Here is a 23,216-nt window from a genome sequence, read left to right on the forward strand (position 1 = left end):
GGCATGCTCACTCTCCCTTCCCGAATCCGGTGACGCGCCCCTGGATCAGGGTCACGCCGACGATCAGCGCGGTGAGGACGAACGCCCCTGCCGATCCGAGGCCGTAGTTCTGAGCACTCATCGCGGTGTTGTAGAGGTAGACCAGCGGAGTCTGTACGGGGGCGGTGCCCGTCCCGGAGAGGCCGCTGTTGAACAGGTTGTAGAACTCGTCGAAGGCCTGGAAGGCGGCGATGAACTGCAGCATCAGCACGGCGACGGAGGTGTTGCGCAGCATCGGCAGGGTGATCCGGCGCAGCCGCCGCCATCCGGTCGCACCGTCCAGCGCGGCGGCCTCGTTGATCTCCTGCGGGATCGCCTGCAGGCCGGCCAGGAAGAGCACCATGTAGAAGCCGACCTGGAGCCACAGCCGGACGGTCACCAGGACGATCCAGTACAGCGGGGGCGAGGTGGTCTGCAGCCACGGGACCGCGGACATCCCGAACCAGCCGCCGATCGTGTTGGCGATGCCCGCCGGCAGTCCGTTGAACAGGCACATCTTCCACAGCAGCGAGGCCGCGACGTAGGAGACGGCGGCGGGGATCAGGAAGGCGGTCCGCACCAGGGCCCGGCCGCGCCGGACGCGGTGCACCAGCAGGGCGAGGCCGAGCGAGGCGGCGAAGGTGACCGGGACGATGGCGACGGTGAACAGCAGGATCTGCACCAGCGAGGTCCGGAACCCGGCGTCGGAGAGCAGCTCCCGGTAGTTGTCCAGGCCGACCCAGTGGCCGAGGGCGATGGTGCCGCGGGCGTCGCTGAGGCTGAGCAGGAAGCTCCAGCCGATCGCGACGTACTTGAAGATCCCGAGGCCGAGCAGCATCGGCGCGGTGAGCAGGGCGAACGCTCCCCAGGCCCGGTGGTCGGCGCCGCGCCGGCGGGTCGGGGCGGGGCTCCGTGGCCGGGCTGGTGGGCGTCCGGCACGCTCGGAGCGCACGGTGGTGTCCGAGGGACTGTTCATCACGGGCGCTGCTTGTCCACGGCGGTCTGGGCCTGCCCGGCCGCGTCCGCCAGGAGCTGCGCGGGGTCGCCCTGCCCGGCGGCGATCTTGGTGGCAGCGGCGTTCAGCGGCGTGCTGACCGCGGTCTCCCAGGTGTTCGGGGTGGACCGGCCGTACTTGGCGGCGAGCTCGACGGTCTCCCTGGCGGTCCCCCGGGTGAGCTTGTCGGCGCCCGCGGTCACCGACTTCCGGGGCGGGATGTGGAAGCCGTAGCTCTCCGACCAGTCCTTCTGCAGCTCGGTCTGCTCGACCCAGAGCCACTGGACGAACTTCTTGGCCGCGTCCACGTTCTTGCCCTTGGCGTTGACGCAGCTGGTCCAGCCGCCCACCCGCACCGCCGGGGTGCCACCCGGCTTGAAGGCGGGCCAGGGCAGCACCCCGAAGTCGTCGCCGAGCGCCGTGCTGATCGCGGGCATAGCCCACAGGCCGCACCACTGCATGGGGACGACGTCCTGGGTGAACGCGGACGGGTCCCACCAGTCGGTGGTGAAGCCGAGCAGCAGGGACTGGTCGTCGTGCAGGCGCTTGAGTCCGGCGACCGCCTCGACCGCCTGCGGGGAGGCGTACGCCACCCTGCCGTCGGTCACCAGGTCACCGCCGTTGGAGAACACGGCGAGGACGGCGCTGTCGCCGATGCCGTCGTTGCCGAGGAACAGGCCCTTGGTGTTCTTGGTGGTGAGGGCCTTGGCGGCGGCGACCAGCGCGTCGAAGCTGTCCGGCGGGGTGATCCCGGCCTTGGCCAGGGCGCTCTTGCGGTAGTAGAGCATCATCACGTCGTCGATCATCTTGATGCCGTGAAGCTTGCCGTCGATCGTCACGTAGTCGAGGTCGCCCGGGTTGAAGTCGGCCTTGGCGCTTCCGTACAGGTCGTCCAGTGCGGCGATCTGGCCGCGCCGGGCCATCGCGGCACTGAGCTCGCCGATCTCGAAGACGTCGGGGGCGGCGTCGGTCAGCAGGGTCGCGTTGAGCTTGCTGGTGTAGTCGCCGGGCACCCAGGTGACCTTGACCGCGATGCCCGGGTGGGCCTTGGTGAAGGCGGCGGCGTAGCGGGTGAGGGCCTGCTGGGTGCCGGCCTCGCCGTAGGCGTGGGACCAGACGTTCAGGGTGGTCTTCGCGCCGGAGTCCCCGCCGGTCGGGCTGGTGCTGCAGCCGACCGCTACGCCGGCGGTGAACAGCAGCGAGCCGCCCAGGAATCCCCTTCGGCTAAGCTCTGCTCTGTGTGCGCTCATGTCGCATCCTCGTGGGTGGGGGTGGGAGATGGGTGTGTTCGGGTCTGGCCGGTGTCCGGTATCAGTGCTTGCAGGCAGTCGAGGACACTGGTCAGGCCGGTCTGTGGTGGTGGCGTCGGTGTCGGCGTCGCGGGGGTTGCGGGAAGCCGGCCCGGAGAAGCGGCTCCGGGCAGTCGTTACGGGAACAGCGCCTGGATGCCCACGATGGCGGCGCCGCGGGCCCACTCCTCCCAGGGCAGCGGGCGCAGGGTCAGCGGGCATTTCGCCGCCGCCTTGAAGCAGTGGCTGGTGTAGGCGTCCTTGATGTGGACTCCGAAGAGGTCGTAGGTGTCGAGCCCCTCCCCGCTGACGACGACGCGCTCCGGGCCCACCAGGTTCACCAGGGTGGCGATGCCGACGCCGATCGCGCGGCCTGCCCGGGCGAACGCCGCACCTGCGGCGGGGTCTCCGCTGCGGGCGAGGTCCACGACGCCGTCGAAGTCGAGGTCGGGGCGGCCCGTGTCGCGCCGGACGGCGTCCCGGATCGCGTCGCTCGACGCGATGGCCTCGACGCAGCCGACCGCCCCGCAGTGACAGCGCGGGCCCGACGGATCGACGCAGATGTGCCCGATCTCGCCGGCCACACCGTAGGCCCCGGTCACCAGCCGGCCGTTGACGACCAGTCCGGAGCCGATGCCGGCGCCGATGGTGACCAGCGCGAAGTAGTCGGTCCCGATGCCCTCCCCGAACCAGTACTCGGCGACGGTCAGGGCCTTGACGTCGTTCTCCACGGTCACGCTCAGCCCGGTCGACCGGGCCACCGTCTCGGCGAGCGGGATGTCGCGCCAGTCGGGCAGGACCGAGTACCGCACCCGGCCCCGGGGGCGGTCCACGTCCCCGGAGACCGCGATTCCGAGATGCCGGGTACGGCCACGGAACGCGGGGTCGCCGTCGAGGAGCTCGGCGACCATCTCGGTGAGCAGCGCGCACACGGCCTCCGGCCGGCGGTCGCCCAGCCGGTGGCCGGCGGTCGCCCGGACCTGGGCCCGCAGGTCGCAGACCGAACCGTAGAGCATGTCGGCGCTGATCTTCACGCCGAGGAAGAACTCGCGGTCCGGGGTGACCGCCAGCGGGTTGACCGGGCGCCCGGCCCCCGGAGCGGTCCGTTCCGGGGGCAGTTCGTGGAGGTAGCCGTCCTCGAGCAGAGGCCTGGCCGCCTTGGTGACGGCCGTCGAGGACAGACCCGTCCGGCGGGCCAGCTCGACCCTGCTGAGCGGGCTCTCGGCCAACAGCATGGCGAGGATCGTGGTTTCGGCCGGTGCGGTGACCAACGGCTGCGACTGGTTCGGAAACACGGGTGCAACGTACCGGCAAATAAATAACTTCGTCCAGTATTGATTTTGGCCAGCCCCGCTCCTACGCTCGCCCCACCTCCGTGCCTGTCCGAGATTCCTCAACTCCGAGGCCGGCGCCCGCTCCTGGCCTCCTTCCTGTCCGTGCTCCGCTCCGCACCCCTGGGACCGTCCGTGCTCGCCACACACTCGCCCGTATCCTTCGACGCCGCCCGCGGTCTCGCCGTCCTCCGCACCCCGAACAGCTTGTACGCGCTCCGCATCGGCGCCGACGGCAGCCCCCGCCACCTCCACTGGGGATCGGCGATCGACACCGACGCCCTGGGCGGCCTGCCCGCGGCCGCCTCACCCGCCGAGAGCAGCTTCGAGGCGGACCCGGCGCCGGACGAACTGGCCCCGCAGACCGGTGCACGGTTCGGGCCGGCCGGCCTCCAGGTGCGGTTCGCCGACGGCACCCGCGGCGCCCAGTGGTCCTTCGCCGGGCACACCGTCCGGGACGGGGAACTGCGCCTGCTCCTGGCCGACCGCCGCTACCCGCTGGCCGCCGCACTGTGCTACCGCGTCCGCCCCGGCAGTGACGTCGTCGAGCGCTGGGTGGAGCTCACCCACACCGGGGCCGGCGGCTCCGGCCCGATCGCCGTCGACCGGCTGGACTCGGCCGCCTGGACGGTGCCGGCCCTGCCCGACTACCGGCTCAGCCACCTGGCGGGCGGCTGGAACAGCGAGTTCCAGCTGCACCGTGACCGGCTCCCCGTCGCCGAGACCGTGCTCACCAGCCGCCGCGGCCTCACCAGCCACCACGCAGGCCCCTGGCTCGCCCTCGACGACGGCACCGCCGACGAGGACCGCGGCGAGGTCTGGAGCACCGCCCTGGCCTGGAGCGGAAGCTGGCGCGTCACCGTGCACCGCGACCCGGTCGGCCGGACCACCTGGACCGGCGGCTTCGGCCACGAGGGGCTCACCTGGACCCTGCAGCCCGGCGAGAGCCTGCACACCCCCGTCTTCGCCGGCCTCTACTCCGCCGGCGGCTTCGGCGCCGCCAGCCGCGCCTGGCACACGCACGTCCGCCACCACGTCCTGCCCGACCCCGACCGCGACCGGCCCGTCGTCTACAACTCGTGGGAGGCCACCGGCTTCGACGTCGGCCAGCCCGGCCAGCAGCGCCTGGCCCGGCTGGCCGCACGAGTGGGCGCCGAGCTCTTCGTCCTCGACGACGGATGGTTCGGCGGCCGTACCAGCGACCGGAGCGGCCTCGGCGACTGGACGCCCCGGCCCGAGGCGTTCCCCGACGGGCTGCGCCCGCTGGCTGACGAGGTGCACCGCCTGGGCATGGCCTTCGGCCTGTGGGTGGAGCCGGAGATGGTCAACCGCGACAGCGACCTCTACCGGGCCCACCCCGACTGGGTCGTCCACTCGCCCACCCGGGACGCCACCGAGCTGCGCAACCAGCTCATGCTGAACCTCGCCCGCCCCGAGGTCGAGGCCTGGGCCCACCGGACCCTGGACCGGCTGGTGCGCGACCACGACGTCGACTGGCTCAAGTGGGACGCCAACCGGGTCGTCACCGAAGCCGGATGGCCCGGCCACCCGGACCCCGACCGGCTGTGGATCGACCACACCCGCGCCGTGTACCGGATCATGGACCGCCTCCGCGCCGACCACCCCGGTCTGCGCATCGAGGCCTGCGCGGGCGGCGGCGGCCGGGTCGACCTCGGCGTCCTCGCCCGCACCGACCAGGCCTGGACCTCCGACAACACCGACCCCGTCGACCGGATCGGCATCCAGCACGGCTTCAGCCAGCTCTTCCCCGCCCAGGCGATGGCCGCGTGGGTCACCGACAGCCCCAACGTCGCCACCGGGCGCACCACCCCCCTGCGGTTCCGCTTCCACGTCGCCATGGCCGGCGCACTCGGCCTCGGCGGCGACCTGACCGGGTGGACCGACGCGGAGCTCGACGAGGCCGCCGACCTCGTGACCGCCTACAAGGAGATCCGCCCGCTGGTCCAGCACGGCCGCCAGCACCGCCTGACCGGCCCCGGCGGAGTGACGGCCGTGCACTACGCCGCCCAGGACGGCACCGAACACGCCGTCCTCGCCTGGCGCCCGCAGACCCGCTTCGGGCACCCGGCCGCCCCGCTGCGTCTGCCCGCCCTCGACACCGGCGCCGACTACCTCGACCTCGACACCGGGCTGATCCACCGCGGCGCGCTGCTGGTGGACCGCGGCATCGACCTGCGCCTGCCCGCCGGCGACCACGCCAGCCGCCTGATCCGGCTGCGCCGCACCGGCTGAGCCCCGCCCTCCCCCACTACCTTCTCCGACCGGCCCTCCCCCAGCCCCTTCTCCGACCCCCTCCCCGGAAGGACTCGAGCACCTTGGCCACCCCCCGCGTCCTGGTCGTCGGCATCGACGGCGTGCGCCTCGACCTGCTACCGCTGCTGGACACCCCCCACCTCGACGACCTCGCGAACGCCGGCTTCCTCGCGCCCGTCCACATCGACGACGACACGCCGACCATGTCGGGCCCCTGCTGGACCACGATCGTCACCGGTGTCGGCGTGGCCAAGCACGGCGTCTGGGGCAACAACTTCTCCGGGCACCGCCTCGACGTCTTCCCCGACTTCACCACCCGGCTGGCCGCCGAGCGCGGGCTGCGGACCTTCGCCGTCGGCGGCTGGGAACCCCTGTTCCTGGCCCGACAGGGCGGTCCGGTCTTCGCCGCGCCGAGCAGGCTCGCCTACATCGCCCCGCGTGAGGACACCCCGGAGGCCTGGGAGGAGTGCGACGAGAGCGTGACCGCCGAGGCCGTCCGGATTCTCGGCTCCGGCGAGGACCTCGCCGCGTCCTTCGTCTACCTCGGCGCCGTCGACGAGACCGCCCACTTCCTCGGCTGCGGCACCGAGTACCGGCGCGCCATCGAGGCCGCCGACCGGCGGCTCGGAGAGCTCCTCGCCGCCGTACGGGGCCGTCCCGACGCCGACTCCGAGGAGTGGACCGTCATCGTGGTGACCGATCACGGCCACCGCGAGGAAGGCGGCCACGGCGGCCGGAGCGATCAGGAGCGCACCGCCTGGATAGCCGCCTGCGGGCCCGGCATCACCCCGCTCACCCGGCCGGAAGGCCTCCGCCACGCCGATGTCGCCGCCCACGCCTACGCCGCCCTCGGCATCCCGGCCGACCCCCACTGGACCCTGGACGGAACCGCTCTCACCGTCAGCTGATCCGACCGAGGCGGGCCGAACCCGGCGGCCTCCCGACCTCGCCCAAATCCTCGGAGCGCCTGCTGCGTGAACAGCCTCCCCCGACGCCGATCACACCTGACGCCTCATCAGCCCTGGGCGGCAAGGGTCAGCATCGGTCCGAGCCCACCCGCACAGATGCGCGCATACCCGAGAGCTCGCGCAGACAGGCGTGCAGCGGACAGGGGCCGGGGGTCCGCTCAGACGACCAGGGCAGACACCGAGGCTCGGGTGGTGGCGGAGAGGAGAGCTTCGCGAGGTACCCGCGCTGCGGCGGCCAGGGCACGGCCCAGCGGATAGGCGTGCGCGGCTGACGGAAGTCGGCCGGGGCGACCGCTGAGTACCACGTCGATGGAGCCCAGGACGCCACGCCTTTCCCTGGTGCGGTCCAGTCGTCGCAGCACTTGGCGGGCGACTGCTTCCGCGCTGTCGTACAGGATGGTTCCGGCGGGCAGGCTCTGCAGAATCTCCGGAGCCACCAACGGGTAGTGCGTGCATCCCAGCACCACGGCGTCGCAGTTCCGGGGGGTTCGCTCGGCCGCGTCGGCGATCGCCTCCGCTGCGGCGGCCACGTCACCGTGGTCGATCGCTTCGGCCAGGCCGGGGCACGCGACCCGGGCGACTGGCACGCCGTTCGCGAAGTCTGCGATCAGCCGTTCCTGGTAGTCACTCGCGGTCGTCCGGACGGTCGCCCATACGGCGAGGTTCCGACCGGTCGCCGCGGCCGGCTTCACGGCGGGGACGGTCCCGATCACGGGAATGCGAGGCTCGAACCTCTCGCGCAGGGCGTCGATCGCGGTGACGGTGGCGGTATTGCAGGGCACCACGATGGCCTCCGCGCCGCGCTCCGTGGCCAGATCCGCGGCGGTGAGCAGACGGTCCGTGACGAAGGAGGCGGATTTGGGTCCCCAGGGGGCGCCCTCGGGATCCAGAAGCAGGAGCAGATCGAGGTCCGGGGCAAGATGCCGAAGCCAGCCGGCCGTATGGAGAAGGCCGAATCCCGAATCGATCAACGCCACCGTCATGGGGGCCAACGTACCAGTCGGGTCTCGCCGCACCCGTGGCGGCCAGGACCGTCAGGTCGGCAGCGTGATCGACTGCGCGTGGTGGAACACGTTCTTGTCGTCCCAGGTCTTCTTGGCCTTCTGCAGGCGCGCGTGGTTCTGCCCGCCATCGGAAGGCCGACGCCTCTGCCCGGCTCAGGGGCATGCGCCATGAGGTGGCGGCAGCGGAGCCACCCGCCCCCAGAGGTCGTCCGGAACAAGATCAGCAGGCACCCCGACACCTTGCCGACCAAGATCGCCAAGCGCACGACCTCCGGCTTGGCTCATTCTGAAGCGATCCGACTAAGTGTTATCGCCACCGAGGCCACCGGTCTCCTCTGGTGTCGGCGCACGAGGCGCCGACCGGCGGGACAGCAGGTGCGGTGTCAACAACCGCGGTGCCGCTCCCAGCCGCCGGGCGAAACCAGGGAAGTCCGTCTCCACTCATGCAATCCATACGTCGCAATCAGGGAGTGGCGGTTGTCGTGACCGTCGGGGTGATAGCAGCCGCGCTGAGCGCATGCGGTCCGGAGGCCGACGAGACGGCCGCAGGCAGGGCCGGTGTCGTGGCAGCAACGGCGACGGGCACCGGCCACTCGCCATCCGCAGCCGTCTCCTCGGCGGCGGTCGCGTCGCCTTCGGCACCCGAGCAGGCCGGCGCCACGACCTCGGCCACCCCGTCCCCGGCTGCGAGCACGGCGACCGCCGGCGCGTCGACCCTGCCGGCCACCAAGGCTCCTTCGAGCCCCGCCGCGGCGAAGGCCCCGAGCAAGCCGCCGACCGGCGCCGCACCGAGCCCCGTCACCAAGGCGCCGACCGCCGGCACAGCGCGACCCGACACCACGGCGCCGCCCAGGACCGTCCCGAACCCCGACACCTCGGCATCGGACTACTCGGCCGGCAGCGCCGAGGCGCTCTCGCTGCGGCTGATCAACGAGGAACGCGCCCGCAACGGCGTCCCGGCCCTGGTCGTCAAGGCCGACCTGACGGACTTCGCGGTGAAGTGGGCCCAGCACATGCGCGAGACCGGTTTCGCCCACTCGGCGAACGCCTCGGGTGCCGGTCCCAGCCTCACCGGCAGCCGGACGCTGACGGGGGAGTGCATCGTGATGTGGAGCGGCGCCTCCCTGACCGGGCAACAGGCCGCCGAGCAGTTCCAGAAGATGTGGACCGAGTCGCCCGGGCACCACGCGGCACAGATCAACCCCAAGTACAAGGAGATCGGCGTCGGCCTCTTCCACGACTCCACCGGCTGGTGGGGCGTGCACGAATTCGCCGGCTGAAGCCGCCGGGACGGGCCGGGCCGGCCGGGGTGAGGGCGACGTCCACGGTGCACGGTGAACCTCACAGGTCAGCACGGCCACCGAGAACCCGGGACGGCTGGTACCGGCGGCCCGCCTGGCCAGGGGGTCAGTCGGCCGGGTAGGTGCGGCCGATCTTGCCCTTCGGGTCGGCCCAGAAGTAGCCGGAGTGGCCGTGGTCGCCCGAGAGGTAGACCCGGATGGACGGGGACCCGTCGAACGTGTCGGGGCCGATGATCAGGTAACGGCTCGGCGGGTCAGGGACGTTGAGGAGTTACCGGCCGCCTTCAGGAGGTCGGGCAGGACGTTCCAGTCGTACTGGGCGAGGTCGACCGGCTGGTTCCGGCCGGCCACCGCTACCGCTGCCCGGCCCAAAATGGAGTGACCGTGTCGCGCCGGTAGGGGCTCCGCCAGGGGGCCGCAGAAGGTCATGGAGCAGGTGGAGGGCTGCCAGGACCGTGTGGTCCTGGATCTCGTCACGGTACCCGCGGCGCGGGTGGGGGGCGGCCGTGACGGTGGTGGCAGGGGTTGCGGCGGCGACGTAGACGGTGCCGACCGGTCGGCCGTCCTGCGGGGCCGGGCCGGCGACGCCGGTGGTGGCAAGGGCGTAGGTAGCACCAGTGACGGCGCGGACGCCTTCGGCCATCTGGGCGGCGACATCGGGGTACACGGCCCCGTGCGTGGCGAGGAGGGCGGCGTCGACGTGGAGCAGGTCTGCTTTGAGGTCGGTGTTGTAGGCGACGATCGCGCCGAGGAACGTCTGTCCAGCACCGGGCGCGTCCGCGAGCGCTGCGGCAAGCCGCCCGGCGGTCAGCGACTCCGCGACGGCGACGGTGTGCCCGGCGGCTGCCAGGGCCGCCGTGATCTGCCGGGCCAAGACCCCCGCGGAGTACGGTTCCGATTCTCCGGGCACAACCTGCTGCTGCCTGCCGGGCGGGTCGGCGGGTGGTTCTGGATCGGGCCAGTGCGGCATCGCAGTCAGTGGGGGTGGTCAGGCCTCGACGACGACACGCACGGTGTCCAGAGCAGGGTCGGCGCTGTCGGGGACGAGCATGCCCGCCGTGGTGCCGCTGCGCAGGTAGTCGAGGACGTCGACGGTGAGGCGTTCGCCCGGCAGGGCGGCGGGGATGCCGGGCGGGTAGGGGGTCAGCATCTCGGCGGCGATCCTTCCGGCGGCCTTCTCGACGGGCACCTGTTCGGTGGGGCCGAAGAACGCGTCACGCGGCAGCAGAGCCTGCTCCAGCCGCAGGTCCTGCGGGTCGGGGAGGTGGACGCGCGGTGCGGGGCGCAGGTCCTCGGCGATCGCGGCCAGTTCGGTCAGTCCGCGTAGGAGTGTCTCAGTGGTGGTGGTGTCGTCGGCGTGGGTGAGCTGGGCGCTGATGCGGCGGTGGTCGCAGATGTGCAGGGTGAGCTGGTGGTGGGAGCGCAGCCAGTCGCCGGCGCGGTAGCCGGTGGTGCCGAGGGCGGAGATGTCGATGATCACCTGGAGGGGGTCGAGGTCGGCGGCCAGAGAAGGGCCGCAGAAGTCGTGCCGGTCGTGGACGTGCAGGCCGTCGATCCGCTCGATCCGTGTCCGGACGCTGTCGTCGAGGGCGAGGGCGTGCTCGTAGAGGTCGCGGCCATGTTGCACCATCTGGCGGCGCCAGCCGTCCAGGGCGGCGTATACGAGGGTGGAGGGGCTAGTGGTGGCGAGCAGATCTTCGCGCTGCTTGAGGGTGGCCGCGTCGACGAGGTCACCCTGGAGGTGGAAGACGGAGCTCTGTTCCAGACCGGAGCCCATCTTGTGGACGGAGGTGACGCAGACGTCCGCGCCGGCGTCCATCGCCCAGCGCGGCAGGCGGGGGTGGAACGGCAGGTGCGCGCCCCAGGCTTCGTCCACGATCAGCGGCTTGCGGCGCTCGTGGCAGGCCGCGGCGATCGCTTCCAGGTCGGCGCACGTCCCGTACGGCGTGGGCGAGGTGACCAGAGCGCCTCGCACGTCCGGGTGCCGCTCGACGCCGGCGCGGAAGGTGTCGGCGGAGGGCGGGTGCGCCAGGTGCAGGTCCGGGTCCCACTGGGGTTCTACCCAGATGGGGCGGATGCCGGCCAGGATCAGTCCGGCGATGACCGACTTGTGGGCGTCCCGGCCGACCAGCAGCTCCTCGTGGGGGCCGGCGACGGCGAGCATCGCGGCCTTCACCGACAGGGAGCTGCCGCAGGTGGAGAAGAATGTGTGCTCCGCGCCGACGGCTTCGGCCATGAGCTCCTGCGCATGCTGGAGGATGCCGCGGGAGTCGAGGCGGTCGTCCAGGCCGCCGGTGGCCAGCACGTCCGCGCGGAACACGTCAGCGCCCAGAGCTTCGAGGACGCGGGGGTCGGCGCCGCGGCCCTGCTTGTGGCCGGGCGGGGTGAAGGTGGTCAGCGGGTTGGCGTGGAAGGCGGCGAGCGCTTCGAGCACCGGTGCCTGCGACTGGTCCATGCCGGGCGTGTGCCCGGCGCGCCGGCAGGGAAACGGGGGCACCCCACCAGCGGTGGGTGCCCCCGTTTCCCTGGCCGGACGGGGTCAGCTTCCGGGCCTGATCCGGCCGCGCCAGCCGCCTTCCTCCACGCCGCGCTCTTCGTGACGGACTTGAAGCGCCGCAGGTCGCCCTTCACCCTGCGGTCCACCATCCCCATGGCGTCGGCGGCCTTCTCGGCTACGCCCCCGGGCTCGAAGTCGATCGCCAGCCGGACCTGGGTCCGCTGCTCGTCCAGGCGCTCGAACGTGACGACGCCCATCTGCTGGACCTCGCCGCCCAGGGTGCGCCAGGCGATCTTCTGGTCGGGCAGCTGGTCGACGATCTCGGTGTCGAACTCGCGAGTCACCCCGGCGACCTTCGTCGTCCAGTGGTTGTGGCGCTCGTCCAGCTGGGTGACCTGCTCGACGCCCTCCATGAAGCGGGGGAAGTCCTCGAACTGCGTCCACTGGTTGTAGGCGGCGCTCAGGCGCCGACAGCCCCGGTATCAGACCTGGGTGGCGTGGGCGGGCGGTCCGCCGGTGGTGGCCGGCACTTCTGCGGGCTCGGCGGGGGCGGAGGCGGTGGTGGTGAGCGCGGGTTCGGTGGCCCCGTGCGCAGCCGGGGGGCCTGGCCGAGAAGCTCGGCGGCCTCCTCGATCCGGGCGGCGGGGATGTCGCAGTCCGACACCATCGCGCCGTTCGGCCACAACACACGCCCGCGCGGCGGTAGGGGGTTCGGCCGCCCCACGGCTTTTCGATCCGGTTCCACCACGGGTTCCATCACCGTTACTCACCCGGCCCGGGCGCCGACAGGGACTCGGCACGCTCACCGCGTCCACCCGGATCCACCCGAACGGACCGCCGTCAGGCCGGTCCCGCACGATGCGCCGATTGCGGACACAGAGTCGGGGTAGCCGCCAGGCGTGATCACTATGGGTGTCGAGGAGGAGTACCTCCTTGTCGATCCGGTTACCGGGTTGCCGGTGGCCCGCGCCGCCGACGTCCGCCGGGCAGCCGACCTCCAGGACGCGCTGGCTCCCGGCGAGGTCCAGCGCGAGCTGCTGCAAGCGCAGCTGGAGATCGCCACCCCCGTGTGCCGCTCACTGGACGAGGTCGGCGGACACCTGCTGCGGATGCGCCACAGCCTGGACGCAGCGGCCCGCGAAACGGGCTGCCGCCTGGCGGCCTGCGGCGCCGCGCCCTTTAGCTGGCGGCGGCCGGTTCCGGTCACCCCCACCGCCCGCTACCGTGCGATGCGCTCACGCGCACCCCGGCTGACCGACGAACAACTGATCGCGGGCATGCACATCCACGTCGGCGTCCCCAGCCGGCAGGCCGGCGTTGTCGTGCTGAACCGGCTGAGACCGTGGCTGCCGCTGCTGGTCGCCCTGGCCGCGAACTCGCCGATGTGGCAGGGCCAGGACAGCGGCTTCGCCAGCTGGCGCACCCTGGTGTTCGGCCGCTGGCCCGTCAGCGGCGCACCGCCGTCCTTCGCCGACGCCGCCGACTACCGGCAGCGGGTCGATGAGCTGGTGGCCGGCGGCCTGATCCCCGACACCGGTCAGGTCTACTGGCACATCCGGCTGTCCGAGCACTACCCGACGGTCGAGGTCCGGGCCATGGACGTGCAGCTGCGCCGGGACGAAGCGGTGATGCTCGCCGGCGCCGTCCGGGCCCTGGCTACCCGCGCCCTAGCGGACGAACGCGAACACCGTCCGGCAGCGGACGTCAGGTCCGAGACCCTCTCCGCGGCCCTGTGGCACGCCGCCCGGTACGGTCTGGCGAACACGGTCTTCGACCCGTGGGCCGGCCGGCTCGTCCCGGCGGCCGAAGCAGTGGACACGCTCCTCACGATCATCGAAGACGCCCCGGCGGCCGACCGCCGGCACACCGCCCCTGTACTGGAGCGGCTGCTGCGCGAGGGCAACGGCGCCACGCGGCAGAGGCGCGCCCTGCGGATCGGTGGCAGAGCTCGGCTGCTGCGGATGATCACTGACGGGACAGGCGGCGCCTGACCGCTTCACACGGCGCCACCGGACCGCTCCGCCTGTCGATCAGACCGTGCGCCTCAGCGCCGTCGAAGCGGCACGCTCGTCGCCGGGGCCGCTGACATGACGCTGGGGACCGAAGTGGGCGGCCGCCGGAGACCACCCGCTCCCCGCGGCGAGCACCGCACGCCGCCTACATCCCTGACGGTGCCCGTGCGCCGCGCTGGTCGCGGCGCGAGCCAGGGCAGGAGCAGCCAGGAGACGGCGAACCAGGGCACACGGCGCCCGCGATGGCTCCCGCGACCGGTGATCCGGTCGCCACAGGAGCAGGGCCGAGGCGGCGCCGACGGTCAGGCCGAGCAGGACGCTCCCCGGAGTGGCCGGCTTAGCGCGGGCGCTGACGAGTCCGGGCATCATGCAGGCGCTGGCCAGAAGCGTTGGAAAGCGACCGGTGCGATCAGCGCCGGTGGCCAGGCTCCGCAGATCACCGTGGCGTCGCACAGGGTGCGGTCGCCGGGGCTGATCTGCGCATAGCGCGGTGTGACCACCACGCGGATCAGGAACCCGAACAGGACCTGGGCGCAGGTCCGCGCGACGCGACCTCTTGCAGCATCTCGTTCCACGGGCGATCAGCCTTCTCCTCCGTGCCTTCCTCCTCGCTCTCGCTCACCCTTCGCCCCTTCCCGCTCGCGGTCGCCTTGTTCGGGTCGATCATCGGCGGTCATCGGCAAGGGGCGCCGACGTCCCGGCCCCGGTCGGCCCCGCCGGACCCGTCGCCGCGTGCGTCGCGCTGCGCTACGGCGAGGAATTGCTGCGCTGCGTCCGGGCACGCCGGACGGCGGCTGGGTGACGTGCCGGGGACCAGTGCAGCAGGCCTTCGGAGGGCTCGTTCCCGGCAGGCCCGGCGACGGCACCGTCCGCCGCGTGCCCCTGGGCGGGTTACCGCTCCCACCTATTCGGGCACGCCTGCCCGCAGGCGGGGCGAGCCTTCGCCATACTGCCGCCACGACTCACGAACCCACCCATTCCACCCGAAAATCGCCGACAAGCGGGTTTCGGGCCCGCCACCGGCGGTTAGCCGAGCGTGCAGCGGGCGCACCCCGTCCCGCCCGACGGCCAGCACCGGGACCAGGAGGAACAGACGATGAAGGTTGCCGACTACCTGTTGCAGCGGCTTCGCGCGTGGGAGGTCGAGTACGTCTTCGCCTACCCCGGCGACGGCATCAACGGTCTGCTCGCCGCCTGGGGCCGCGCCGAGGACCAGCCCCGCTTCATCCAGGCCCGGCACGAGGAGATGGCCGCCTTCGAGGCGGTCGGCTATGCGAAGTTCGCCGGCCGCACCGGCGTGTGCGCCGCCACCTCTGGCCCCGGGGCGATCCACCTGCTAAACGGCCTGTACGACGCGAAGCTCGACCACATCCCGGTCGTCGCGATCGTCGGCCAGACCGACCGCACCGCGATGGGTGGCTCCTACCAGCAGGAAGTCGACCTCCAGTCCCTGTACAAGGACGTGGCGTCCGAGTACTGCGAGACGGTCACCGTCCCCGAGCAGCTGCCGAACGTCCTTGACCGGGCCATGCGGATCGCCACCACGCGCCGCACGGTTGCCGCACTGATCATCCCCGCGGACGTGCAGGAGCTCGACTACGAGCCGCCCGCGCACGCCTTCAAACAGGTCCCCTCCAGCCTCGGTATCCCCCACTACGCGCCCGTCCCCACCGACGAGGACCTCGGGCGGGCGGCGGAGATCCTCAACACGGGCGAGAAGGTCGCGATGCTGATCGGGCAGGGCGCCCGCCATGCCCGCCCGGAGGTCGAGCAGGTCGCCGAGCTGCTGGGCGCCGGTGTCGCGAAGGCGCTGCTCGGCAAGGACGCCCTGCCGGACACACTGCCGTACGTCACCGGCTCGATCGGCCTGCTCGGTACCAGGCCCTCCTACGAGCTGATGCGCGACTGCGACACCCTGCTCGTGGTCGGCTCCAGCTTCCCTTACAGCAATTTCCTGCCCGACTTCGGACAGGCCCGCGCGGTGCAGATCGACCTAGACCCATCCATGATCGGCCTGCGCTACCCCTTCGAAGCGAACATCGTCGGCGACGCGGCCCAGACCCTGCGCCGCCTGATCCCGCTGCTGGAGCACAAGGCCGACGGAACCTGGCGCAAGGCGATCGAGGAGAATACCGCCCGCTGGTGGGAGGTGATGCAGCGCCGCGCCGAGGTCACCGCGGAGCCGATCAATCCCGAGTACGTCGTCCACGCCCTGGACGCCCTGCTGCCCGAGGACGCCATCATCGCCGCCGACTCCGGGTCGGCGGCGAACTGGTACGCCCGCCACCTGCGAATGCGCGGCACCATGCGCGGCTCCCTGTCGGGCACGCTGGCCACGATGGGGCCCGGGGTGCCGTACGTGATCGGCGCGAAGTTCGCCCACCCCGACCGGCCCGCGATCGCGATCGTCGGCGACGGCGCGATGCAGATGAACGGCCTCGCGGAGCTGATCACCGCCGCCAAGTACTACCGCGAGTGGACGGACCCGCGGCTGGTGGTGGCGGTGCTGAACAACCACGACCTGAACCAGGTCACGTGGGAGATGCGCGCTATGCAGGGCGCCCCGCAGTTTGAGCCCTCGCAGAGCCTTCCCGATGTCCCGTACGCCGACGTCGCCCGGTCGTTCGGCCTGGACGGGGTGCGGGTGGAACGGCCCGAGGACGTGGTCCCGGCGTGGAGCCGGGCGCTGGCCGCGGACCGGCCGTTCGTGATCGACTTCCGCACCGACCCGGCGGTGCCGCCGATCCCGCCACACGCGACCTGGGACCAGATCAAGGCCGCCGCGGCCGCAGTGCTGCACGGCGACAGCGACCGCGGGTCCGTCATCCGGCAAGGGGTGAAGGCGAAGGTCCAGGAGTTCCTCCCCGGCAGCGGTGGGAACTGACCGTGACCAGCGAACACACGGGCGAGGATCTGGACCTCGCTGCCCTGGAGCGGGCCCTGAGGGACGAGGTGGACGGTGAGGTCCGCTTCGATTCGGGCAGCCGTGGCGCGTACGCGACCGACGGCTCCAACTACCGGCAGGTGCCGCTCGGCGTAGTGGTGCCCCGCACGGTCGAGGCCGGGGCAGCCGCGGTCGCGGTGTGCGCGCGGTTCGCCGCGCCAGTGCTCTCCCGGGGCGGCGGCACCAGCCTGGGCGGGCAATGCACCAACACCGCCGTGGTCATCGACTGGACGAAGTACTGCTACCGGCTCGTCTCGGTGGACCCGCAGGCGCGGACCTGCATCGTGGAGCCGGGCATCGTCCTGGACGACCTGAACCGTCAGCTTGCCGAGCACGGGCTGAAGTTCGGGCCCAAGCCGTCCACCCACACGCACTGCGCGCTAGGCGGCATGATCGGCAACAACAGCTGTGGCGCCTCCGCCCAGGCCTACGGAAAGACCGCCGACAACATCGCACGGCTGGAGGTCCTCACCTACGAAGGGACCCGCTTCTGGGCCGGCCCCACCAGCGACGACGAGTACCAGCGGATCGTCACCGCGGGCGGGCCGCAGGCACACCTCTACCGTGGCCTGAAGAACATCGCCGGCCGGCACCTGGCCGAGATCCGCCGCGGCTACCCGAAGATCCCCCGCCGCGTCTCGGGCTACAACCTCGATTCCCTGCTGCCGGAGAACGGCTTCGACGTGGCCCGGGCGCTGGTCGGCAGCGAGGGAACCCTGGTCACCGTGCTGCGCGCAGAGCTGCAGCTGGTGGAGGTGCCTCCTGCGGAGGCGCTGCTGGTGCTGGGCTTCGACGACATCTACCATGCGGCCGACGCCGTCCCCGGCCTGCTCGAACACAGCCACCCCGCCCAGTTGGAGGCCATCGACGGACGCATGGCGCAGCTGATGCGCGAGGAACACGCCTACCTCGACTCGCTCGAGAAGCTGCCCGAGGGCGACAGCTGGCTGCTCCTCCAGTTCACCGCAGACACCCAGGAGCAGGCGGACGCCCAGGCGTACGAGCTGCTGCGGTCCCTCGGCCGCACCGCGAGCGATCCGTCGGTGGCGCTGTCCGACGATCCGGCCCGCGAGCAGGAGATGCTCAAGGCCCGCGAGGCGGGCCTCGGGGTGACCGCCCGGCCGCCTGACGGCTCCGAGACCTGGGAGGGCTGGGAGGACTCCGCGGTCGCCCCGGAGAAGCTGGGCGACTACCTGCGCGACCTGGAGCAACTCTTCGACCGGTACGGCTACCAGCAGGCCTCCCTCTACGGGCACTTCGGACAGGGCTGCGTGCACACCCGGATCCCGTTCGAGATGCGGGAGGGCAAGGGCGTCGAGGCATTCCGGGCGTTCCTGTGCGACGCGGCCGACCTGGTCGCCTCATACGGCGGGTCGCTCTCCGGGGAGCACGGCGACGGGCAGGCCCGCGGCGAGCTCCTGCCGCGCATGTTCGGCCAGGTGCTGGTCGACGCGATGGGTGAGGTCAAGGCGCTGTTCGACCCCGGGAACCGGATGAACCCGGGCAAGGTCATCCACCCGCACCGGGTCGACGAGAACCTGCGCCTGGGCGCCGACTGGCGACCCGAGCCGCACCGTGACACGCACTTCGCCTACGCTGACGACAGCGGCGATTTCGGCCAGGCCGTGATGCGGTGCGTTGGCATCGGCAACTGCCGCACCCGCCAGGGCGGGGTGATGTGCCCCTCCTACCGGGCAACGCAGGAGGAGGAGCACTCCACCCGGGGCCGGGCCCGGCTGTTGTTCGAGATGCTCGGCGGCCACCAGGACTCGCCGGTCACCGACGGGTGGCGTGCCACCGAGGTCCGCGACGCCCTCGACCTGTGTCTGGCCTGTAAGGGCTGCAAGTCCGACTGCCCGGTCGGTGTCGACATGGCCACGTACAAGGCCGAGTTCCTCGCCCACCACTACCAGGGCCGGGTGCGCCCGGCCGCCCACTACGCCATGGGCTGGCTCCCGCTGTGGACTCGGCTCGCCCGCACCGCGCCCGGGCTGGCCAACGCCGCTCTGCACGCCCCCGGCCTTGCGCGCCTCGGCAAGCTGGCCGCTGGCATCGACCCGCGACGGCACGCACCGCTGTTCGCGGCCGAGGCCTTCCAGGACGCCTGGCACCGGGCCGGCCGGCCGCAGCCGGATCCAAGTGATCAGCGCACCGTGGTGCTGTGGCCGGACACGTTTACCAACCACTTCCACCCCCACATCGCTCGGGCGGCGGTGAAGGTCCTGGAGGACGCCGGCTTCCAGGTCGCCGTTCCCGAGGGGCCGGTCTGCTGCGGCCTGACGTGGATCTCCACCGGTCAACTTGCCACCGCGCGCCGGGTCCTGAAGCGCACCACCCAGGTCCTGAGGCCGTGGCTGGAGGCCGGCACGCCGATCATCGTGCTGGAGCCCTCCTGCGCGGCCGTGTTCCGCGCCGACGCCCCCGACCTACTCGCCGGGGACCAGGACATCGTGCGCCTCGCCGCGCAGGTGCGCACGTTCGCCGAGCAGCTCGCAGGCCACACCCACGACGGCTGGAAGCCGCCGCAGGTCGGCCGGGCGGCGACCGTGCAGACGCACTGCCACCAGCACGCCGTGCTCGGCGCCGACCCCGACAGCGAGCTGATGCGCCGGGCCGACATCGACGCCAATGTGCTGGATGAGGGCTGCTGCGGACTGGCTGGCAACTTCGGCTTCGAGCAAGGGCATTACGACCTGTCGCAGGCGATCGCCGAGCAGGGCGTCCTGCCCGCCGTCCGCGACACCGCACCAAGCGCCTTCGTCGTGGCGGACGGCTTCAGCTGCCGTACCCAGATCGACCAGGCCGGCACCGGCCGCCGAGCCGTGCACCTGGCAGAAGCCCTCGCCCTGGCGCTCGACGGTCCGGCGCCCGCCGACCACCCTGAGAAAGCGGTCGCCCGCCCGCGGCCCCGCCCCGCGGCCGCTCGGCTGCTGGCCGCCGGGGCCGCCGGCGCGCTGGCTGGCCTGGCCGCGGGGGCTGTTCTGGCCGCCCGCCACCGTGTGAGGAGGATGTCGTGAAGTCACCCACCGCCCTTCGGGGCTCGCTGCGCGAGTGGCTGCACCGCCAGGCACATGCCTATGCCGGGGATGCCGACCGCCCGCTGGCCGCCTACACCGGCCTGATGGGCGCCTACGCCGCCACGGTCGCGGGCGTGTCCTTCACCGCCCGGGCCACCGGCCGCGAACTGCCGGACCCGAACCCGTGGGACGTCACCCTCGCTGCCCTGGCGACCCATCACCTCGGCCGCCTGATCGCCAAGGACCCGGTCACCAGCCCGCTGCGCGCGCCGTTCACCCGCTTCGAAGGCACCTCCGGTCCGGCCGAGCTGCAGGAGGAGGTGCGCGGCACCGGCGCCCGCAAAGCGATCGGCGAACTGCTCAGCTGCCCGTTCTGCACGAGCCTGTGGATCGCCACCGGCATCACCACCGGGAGCCTCTTCGCGCCGCGCGCCACGCGCCTGGCCACCGCCACCCTGTCCGCGCTGGCAGTGGCCGACCTCCTGCAGTTCGCCCGGGCCGCCCTCCAACGCGCGGCCGGCGAAGCCTCGTGAGCACCCCGACGACGCTGACCGTCGACGGCCTGCGCGTGTGGGTCCTCGACTTCCCCACCGACGCCGCGGAGGCCGACGGCACCGCCGCGTGGACCAGCACCACCATGGTCCTCGTCAGGGTCGACTCCGGCAGCACCGGCGGCTACGGCTGGACCTACGGCGCCGCAGCCTGCGCGGACGTGATCACCGGCGTGCTCGCCGAGCACGTCATCGGCCGCGGCGCCTTCGACGTGCCCGCCGCCAACGAGGCCATGCACCGGGCGCTGCGCAACACCGGGCGTCCCGGCATCGGCGGCTACGCCCTGTCCGCCGTCGACATCGCCCTGTGGGACCTCAAAGCGCGCCTGCTCGGCCTGCCGCTCGCCGACCTGCTCGGGCGCGCCCGCGGCAGCGTGCCGGTCTACGGCAGCGGCGGCTTCACCACCTACGGCGAGCAGCAGCTCGAGTCGCAGCTGCGAGGCTGGACCGAGGAGCAGGCGATCCCCCGTGTCAAGATCAAGATCGGTGAGGCGTGGGGCACCCGGGAACGCCGGGACCTGGCCCGCATCCGGCAGGCGCGCGAGATCATCGGGCCCGGCGCGGAACTCTATGTGGACGCCAACGGCGCCTACAGCGTCAAGCAGGCGATCCGTGTGGCCCGGCGCTTCGAGGAGTACGACGTTCGCTGGTTCGAGGAGCCGGTCTCCTCCGACGACCTTCCGGGCCTGGCCCGGGTCCGGGCGGCCACCGCGGCGGACCTCGCGGCCGGCGAGTACGGCTTCACCCTGCCCTACTTCGCCGCGATGGCGCCGGTCGTGGACTGCCTGCAGGCGGACTCAACCCGCTGCGGCGGCATCACCGTCTGGCTGCGCGCCGCCGCGCTGGCCCAAGGCCATGGGCTGGAGCTGTCCGGTCACTGCGCCCCGCACGTCCACGCCCACGCCGCGGCCGCCGCGGCGAACCTGCGCCATCTGGAGTGGTTCCACGATCACGTCCGCATCGAGAACCTCCTCTTCGACGGCACCCTCGACCCCGTCGGCGGCGAGCTTCACCCCGGCCGGGACGGCGCCCCGGGCCTGGGACTTGCGCCACGCGCCGACATCCTCGAGCGCCACACCACCACCAGCGCCTCCGCGGGCCACCCGTAGCCGCCTGCTCGTTCCGGCCGGCGCCTGCCCGGGGCGCCGCCGTCAAGCCGCCACCCCCGCCCCGGACAGGAGGGACAGACCCCGAGTGCCGAAGAACACCGACGCACCGGCCCCGCACGCGCTGCGCGACTACGCCCTGCTCGCCGACGGCCACCGCGGCGCCCTCGTGGGCCCGCGCGGCGACATCGTGTGGATGTGCGCACCGCGCTGGGACAGCAACGCCGTCTTCGCCGCCCTCGTCGGCGGCCCCGGCTGGTACACCGTCACCCCCACCGGTAGTTACGTGTGGGGTGGTTACTACGAGGACAGCACCTTGATCTGGCGCAGCCGCTGGGTCACCACCGGCGGGATCGTCGAATGCCGCGAGGCCCTCGCCTACCCCGGCCAGGTGCACCGTGCCGTCCTGCTGCGCCGGCTCGTCGCTGTGGACGGCCCCGCCGAGGTGACGGTGAACCTCCAGGTGGCCGCCGGATTCGGCGAGCACCGGCTGCGGAAGGTAACCCACGAGGAGAACGGGTACTGGACCGCGCGGGCCGGTGGCCTGCACCTGCGGCTGACCGGCCTGGCTGATGCCAGGGCCGACAAGGGCGCAGACCGCCCGGTCCTCACGGCCAGGCTGCGCCTGGAGGCCGGTCAGCGGCACGACCTCGTCCTTGAGATCGCCGACCGGCCGCTGGGCCGGCCGGAGGAGCCTGAGCGGCTGTGGCGGGCGACGCAGGCGGCGTGGGCCGAGCACGTACCCGAGATGGGCAGGGTGCTGGGCCGGCGCGACGCCCGGCACGCATACGCGGTGTTGCGCGGCATGACCGGCCCTAGTGGCGGTGCCGTCGCCGCGGCGACCACGAGCCTGCCGGAGCGCGCGGAGCAGGGCCGCAACTACGACTACCGGTACGTGTGGATCCGCGACCAGGCCTACATCGGCCAGGCCGCGGCCGCCGCCGACTGCGAGGCACTGCTGGACGACTCGGTGCGGTTCGTCACCGCCCGCCTGCTCGAGCACGGCTCGCGCCTGGCCCCCGCCTACACCGCCGACGGCGGCCCCGTGCCGGACCCGCGCACCCTCGACCTGCCCGGTTACCCGGGCGGCTTTGACGTCGTCGGCAACCGGGTCAACCGCCAGTTTCAGCTCGACGGCTTCGGCGAGAGCCTGCTGCTGCTCGCCGCCGCCGCCCGCCGGGGCCGGCTCGATATCGACGGCTGGCGCGCCGCCCAGGCGGCCGCCGACGCGATCGCCGCCCGCCACGGCGAGGAGGACGCCGGGATCTGGGAACTCCATCCTGACCGCTGGACGCACAGCCGGCTGACCTGCGCGGCCGGCCTGCGTGCCCTGGCCGGAGCCCATCCAGTGGCCGGACGTGGCCTCGCCGCCGCCTGGGAGGCCTTGGCCGACCGGATCGTCGCCGAGGCCGACCGCGACTGCCTGCACCCCACCGGTCGCTGGCAGCGCTCCCCCTCGGAAGCCGGCGTGGACGCCGCCCTGCTCCTGCCCGCGCTGCGCGGCGCGATCCCCGCCGACGATCCGCGCACCCGCGCCACCCTGGGCGCCGTCCTGGCCGACCTGTGCGAGGACCACTACTGCTACCGCTTCCGCCACGACGAGCGGCCTCTTCAGGACGCGGAGGGCGCGTTCCTGCTGTGCGGGTTCTTGGTCGCCCTCGCCCACCACCAGCAGGGCAACACACGGGAGGCGTTGCGCTGGTTCGAACGCAACCGCGCCGCCTGCGGGCCGCCGGGCCTGTACGCGGAGGAGTTCGACGTCGCCCAGCGCCAGCTGCGAGGCAACCTGCCCCAGGCCTTCGTCCACGCCCTGCTGCTGGAGACCGCCCACCGCCTCGCGGGCAGCCGCTGATCGTCGGCGGCGGTCGGGTGTCCGACCGGGCGAATCCGGCCAGCCGCTCGGTGGTCCA

The 23,216-nt window shown here is 72.6% G+C and carries 16 protein-coding genes and 2 pseudogenes; 9 read left to right on the forward strand and 9 right to left on the reverse strand.

Annotation, left to right across the window (positions count from 1 at the left end):
* Window positions 1-7: 7 nt before the first annotated feature.
* From ACZ3YO_RS18905 to ACZ3YO_RS18915, 3 genes are all read right to left on the reverse strand, one after another.
* Complete coding sequence (locus tag ACZ3YO_RS18905; RefSeq protein ID WP_465570431.1) at window positions 8-994, reverse strand: carbohydrate ABC transporter permease; 987 nt, start codon at window positions 992-994, stop codon at window positions 8-10.
* Window positions 994-2,262 (reverse strand): ABC transporter substrate-binding protein, encoded by a 1,269-nt coding sequence (locus tag ACZ3YO_RS18910; RefSeq protein WP_465570434.1) that lies wholly within the window; start codon window positions 2,260-2,262, stop codon window positions 994-996. The genes ACZ3YO_RS18905 and ACZ3YO_RS18910 overlap by 1 nt, the downstream gene beginning before the upstream one ends.
* Before the next feature lie 176 nt (window positions 2,263-2,438).
* A complete protein-coding gene (locus ACZ3YO_RS18915) occupies window positions 2,439-3,596 on the reverse strand; it encodes an ROK family protein (RefSeq protein ID WP_465570438.1) in 1,158 nt (385 codons plus the stop codon).
* 171 nt (window positions 3,597-3,767) lie between these two features.
* On the opposite strand from ACZ3YO_RS18915, the gene ACZ3YO_RS18920 reads away from it, so the two are divergent.
* Together ACZ3YO_RS18920 and ACZ3YO_RS18925 are read left to right on the forward strand one after the other, a co-directional pair.
* A complete protein-coding gene (locus ACZ3YO_RS18920; protein WP_465570440.1) occupies window positions 3,768-5,885 on the forward strand; it encodes an alpha-galactosidase in 2,118 nt (705 codons plus the stop codon).
* An 83-nt stretch (window positions 5,886-5,968) separates the two neighbouring features.
* A complete protein-coding gene (locus tag ACZ3YO_RS18925; RefSeq protein ID WP_465570442.1) occupies window positions 5,969-6,814 on the forward strand; it encodes an alkaline phosphatase family protein in 846 nt (281 codons plus the stop codon).
* 218 nt (window positions 6,815-7,032) lie between these two features.
* On the opposite strand, the gene ACZ3YO_RS18930 is transcribed toward ACZ3YO_RS18925, so the two are convergent.
* Complete coding sequence (locus ACZ3YO_RS18930; protein ID WP_465570445.1) at window positions 7,033-7,857, reverse strand: glutamate racemase; 825 nt, start codon at window positions 7,855-7,857, stop codon at window positions 7,033-7,035.
* A gap of 51 nt (window positions 7,858-7,908) precedes the next feature.
* Window positions 7,909-7,989: pseudogene (locus ACZ3YO_RS18935) on the reverse strand (BBE domain-containing protein); the annotation flags it as partial.
* A gap of 371 nt (window positions 7,990-8,360) precedes the next feature.
* Between ACZ3YO_RS18935 and ACZ3YO_RS18940 the strand changes: the two are divergent.
* Window positions 8,361-9,158, forward strand: a complete 798-nt coding sequence (locus ACZ3YO_RS18940; RefSeq protein WP_465570447.1) for a CAP domain-containing protein — start codon at window positions 8,361-8,363, stop codon at window positions 9,156-9,158.
* Between the two features lie 292 nt (window positions 9,159-9,450).
* On the opposite strand, the gene ACZ3YO_RS18945 is transcribed toward ACZ3YO_RS18940, so the two are convergent.
* From ACZ3YO_RS18945 to ACZ3YO_RS18955, 3 genes and pseudogenes are all read right to left on the reverse strand, one after another.
* A complete protein-coding gene (locus ACZ3YO_RS18945; protein WP_465570450.1) occupies window positions 9,451-10,149 on the reverse strand; it encodes a CinA family protein in 699 nt (232 codons plus the stop codon).
* 18 nt (window positions 10,150-10,167) lie between these two features.
* A complete protein-coding gene (locus ACZ3YO_RS18950) occupies window positions 10,168-11,634 on the reverse strand; it encodes an aminotransferase class I/II-fold pyridoxal phosphate-dependent enzyme (protein WP_465570452.1) in 1,467 nt (488 codons plus the stop codon).
* 84 nt (window positions 11,635-11,718) lie between these two features.
* A pseudogene (locus ACZ3YO_RS18955) lies at window positions 11,719-12,140 on the reverse strand (SRPBCC family protein).
* Window positions 12,141-12,584: 444 nt separating this feature from the next.
* Here ACZ3YO_RS18955 and ACZ3YO_RS18960 point away from each other — a divergent pair.
* Complete coding sequence (locus tag ACZ3YO_RS18960; protein ID WP_465570546.1) at window positions 12,585-13,667, forward strand: carboxylate-amine ligase; 1,083 nt, start codon at window positions 12,585-12,587, stop codon at window positions 13,665-13,667.
* 386 nt (window positions 13,668-14,053) lie between these two features.
* Here ACZ3YO_RS18960 and ACZ3YO_RS18965 read toward each other — a convergent pair whose 3' ends face one another.
* Entirely contained in the window at window positions 14,054-14,263 is a 210-nt protein-coding gene (locus ACZ3YO_RS18965; RefSeq protein WP_465570454.1) for a DUF6328 family protein, read from the reverse strand.
* 521 nt (window positions 14,264-14,784) lie between these two features.
* Between ACZ3YO_RS18965 and ACZ3YO_RS18970 the strand changes: the two genes are divergently transcribed.
* The 5 genes from ACZ3YO_RS18970 (at window position 14,785) to ACZ3YO_RS18990 (ending at window position 23,158) form a co-directional block, all read left to right on the forward strand.
* The gene (locus ACZ3YO_RS18970) at window positions 14,785-16,572 is read left to right on the forward strand and encodes a thiamine pyrophosphate-requiring protein (RefSeq protein ID WP_465570457.1); all 1,788 of its coding nucleotides are present in this window, start codon (window positions 14,785-14,787) and stop codon (window positions 16,570-16,572) included.
* Window positions 16,569-19,649, forward strand: coding sequence for an FAD-binding and (Fe-S)-binding domain-containing protein (locus ACZ3YO_RS18975; RefSeq protein ID WP_465570549.1), 3,081 nt, complete (start codon window positions 16,569-16,571; stop codon window positions 19,647-19,649). The genes ACZ3YO_RS18970 and ACZ3YO_RS18975 overlap by 4 nt, the downstream gene beginning before the upstream one ends.
* A complete protein-coding gene (locus ACZ3YO_RS18980) occupies window positions 19,646-20,182 on the forward strand; it encodes a DUF1360 domain-containing protein (RefSeq protein ID WP_465570459.1) in 537 nt (178 codons plus the stop codon). Before ACZ3YO_RS18975 ends, ACZ3YO_RS18980 begins: the two co-directional genes overlap by 4 nt.
* Window positions 20,179-21,309: an enolase C-terminal domain-like protein gene (locus tag ACZ3YO_RS18985; RefSeq protein WP_465570462.1), complete on the forward strand. Its 1,131-nt coding sequence runs from the start codon at window positions 20,179-20,181 to the stop codon at window positions 21,307-21,309. The genes ACZ3YO_RS18980 and ACZ3YO_RS18985 overlap by 4 nt, the downstream gene beginning before the upstream one ends.
* Before the next feature lie 85 nt (window positions 21,310-21,394).
* On the forward strand, window positions 21,395-23,158 hold the full coding sequence (locus tag ACZ3YO_RS18990) for a glycoside hydrolase family 15 protein (RefSeq protein ID WP_465570464.1): 1,764 nt from the start codon (window positions 21,395-21,397) through the stop codon (window positions 23,156-23,158).
* Window positions 23,159-23,216: the final 58 nt, after the last annotated feature.

It is taken from the genome of Kitasatospora sp. NPDC022785 (assembly GCF_055561295.1).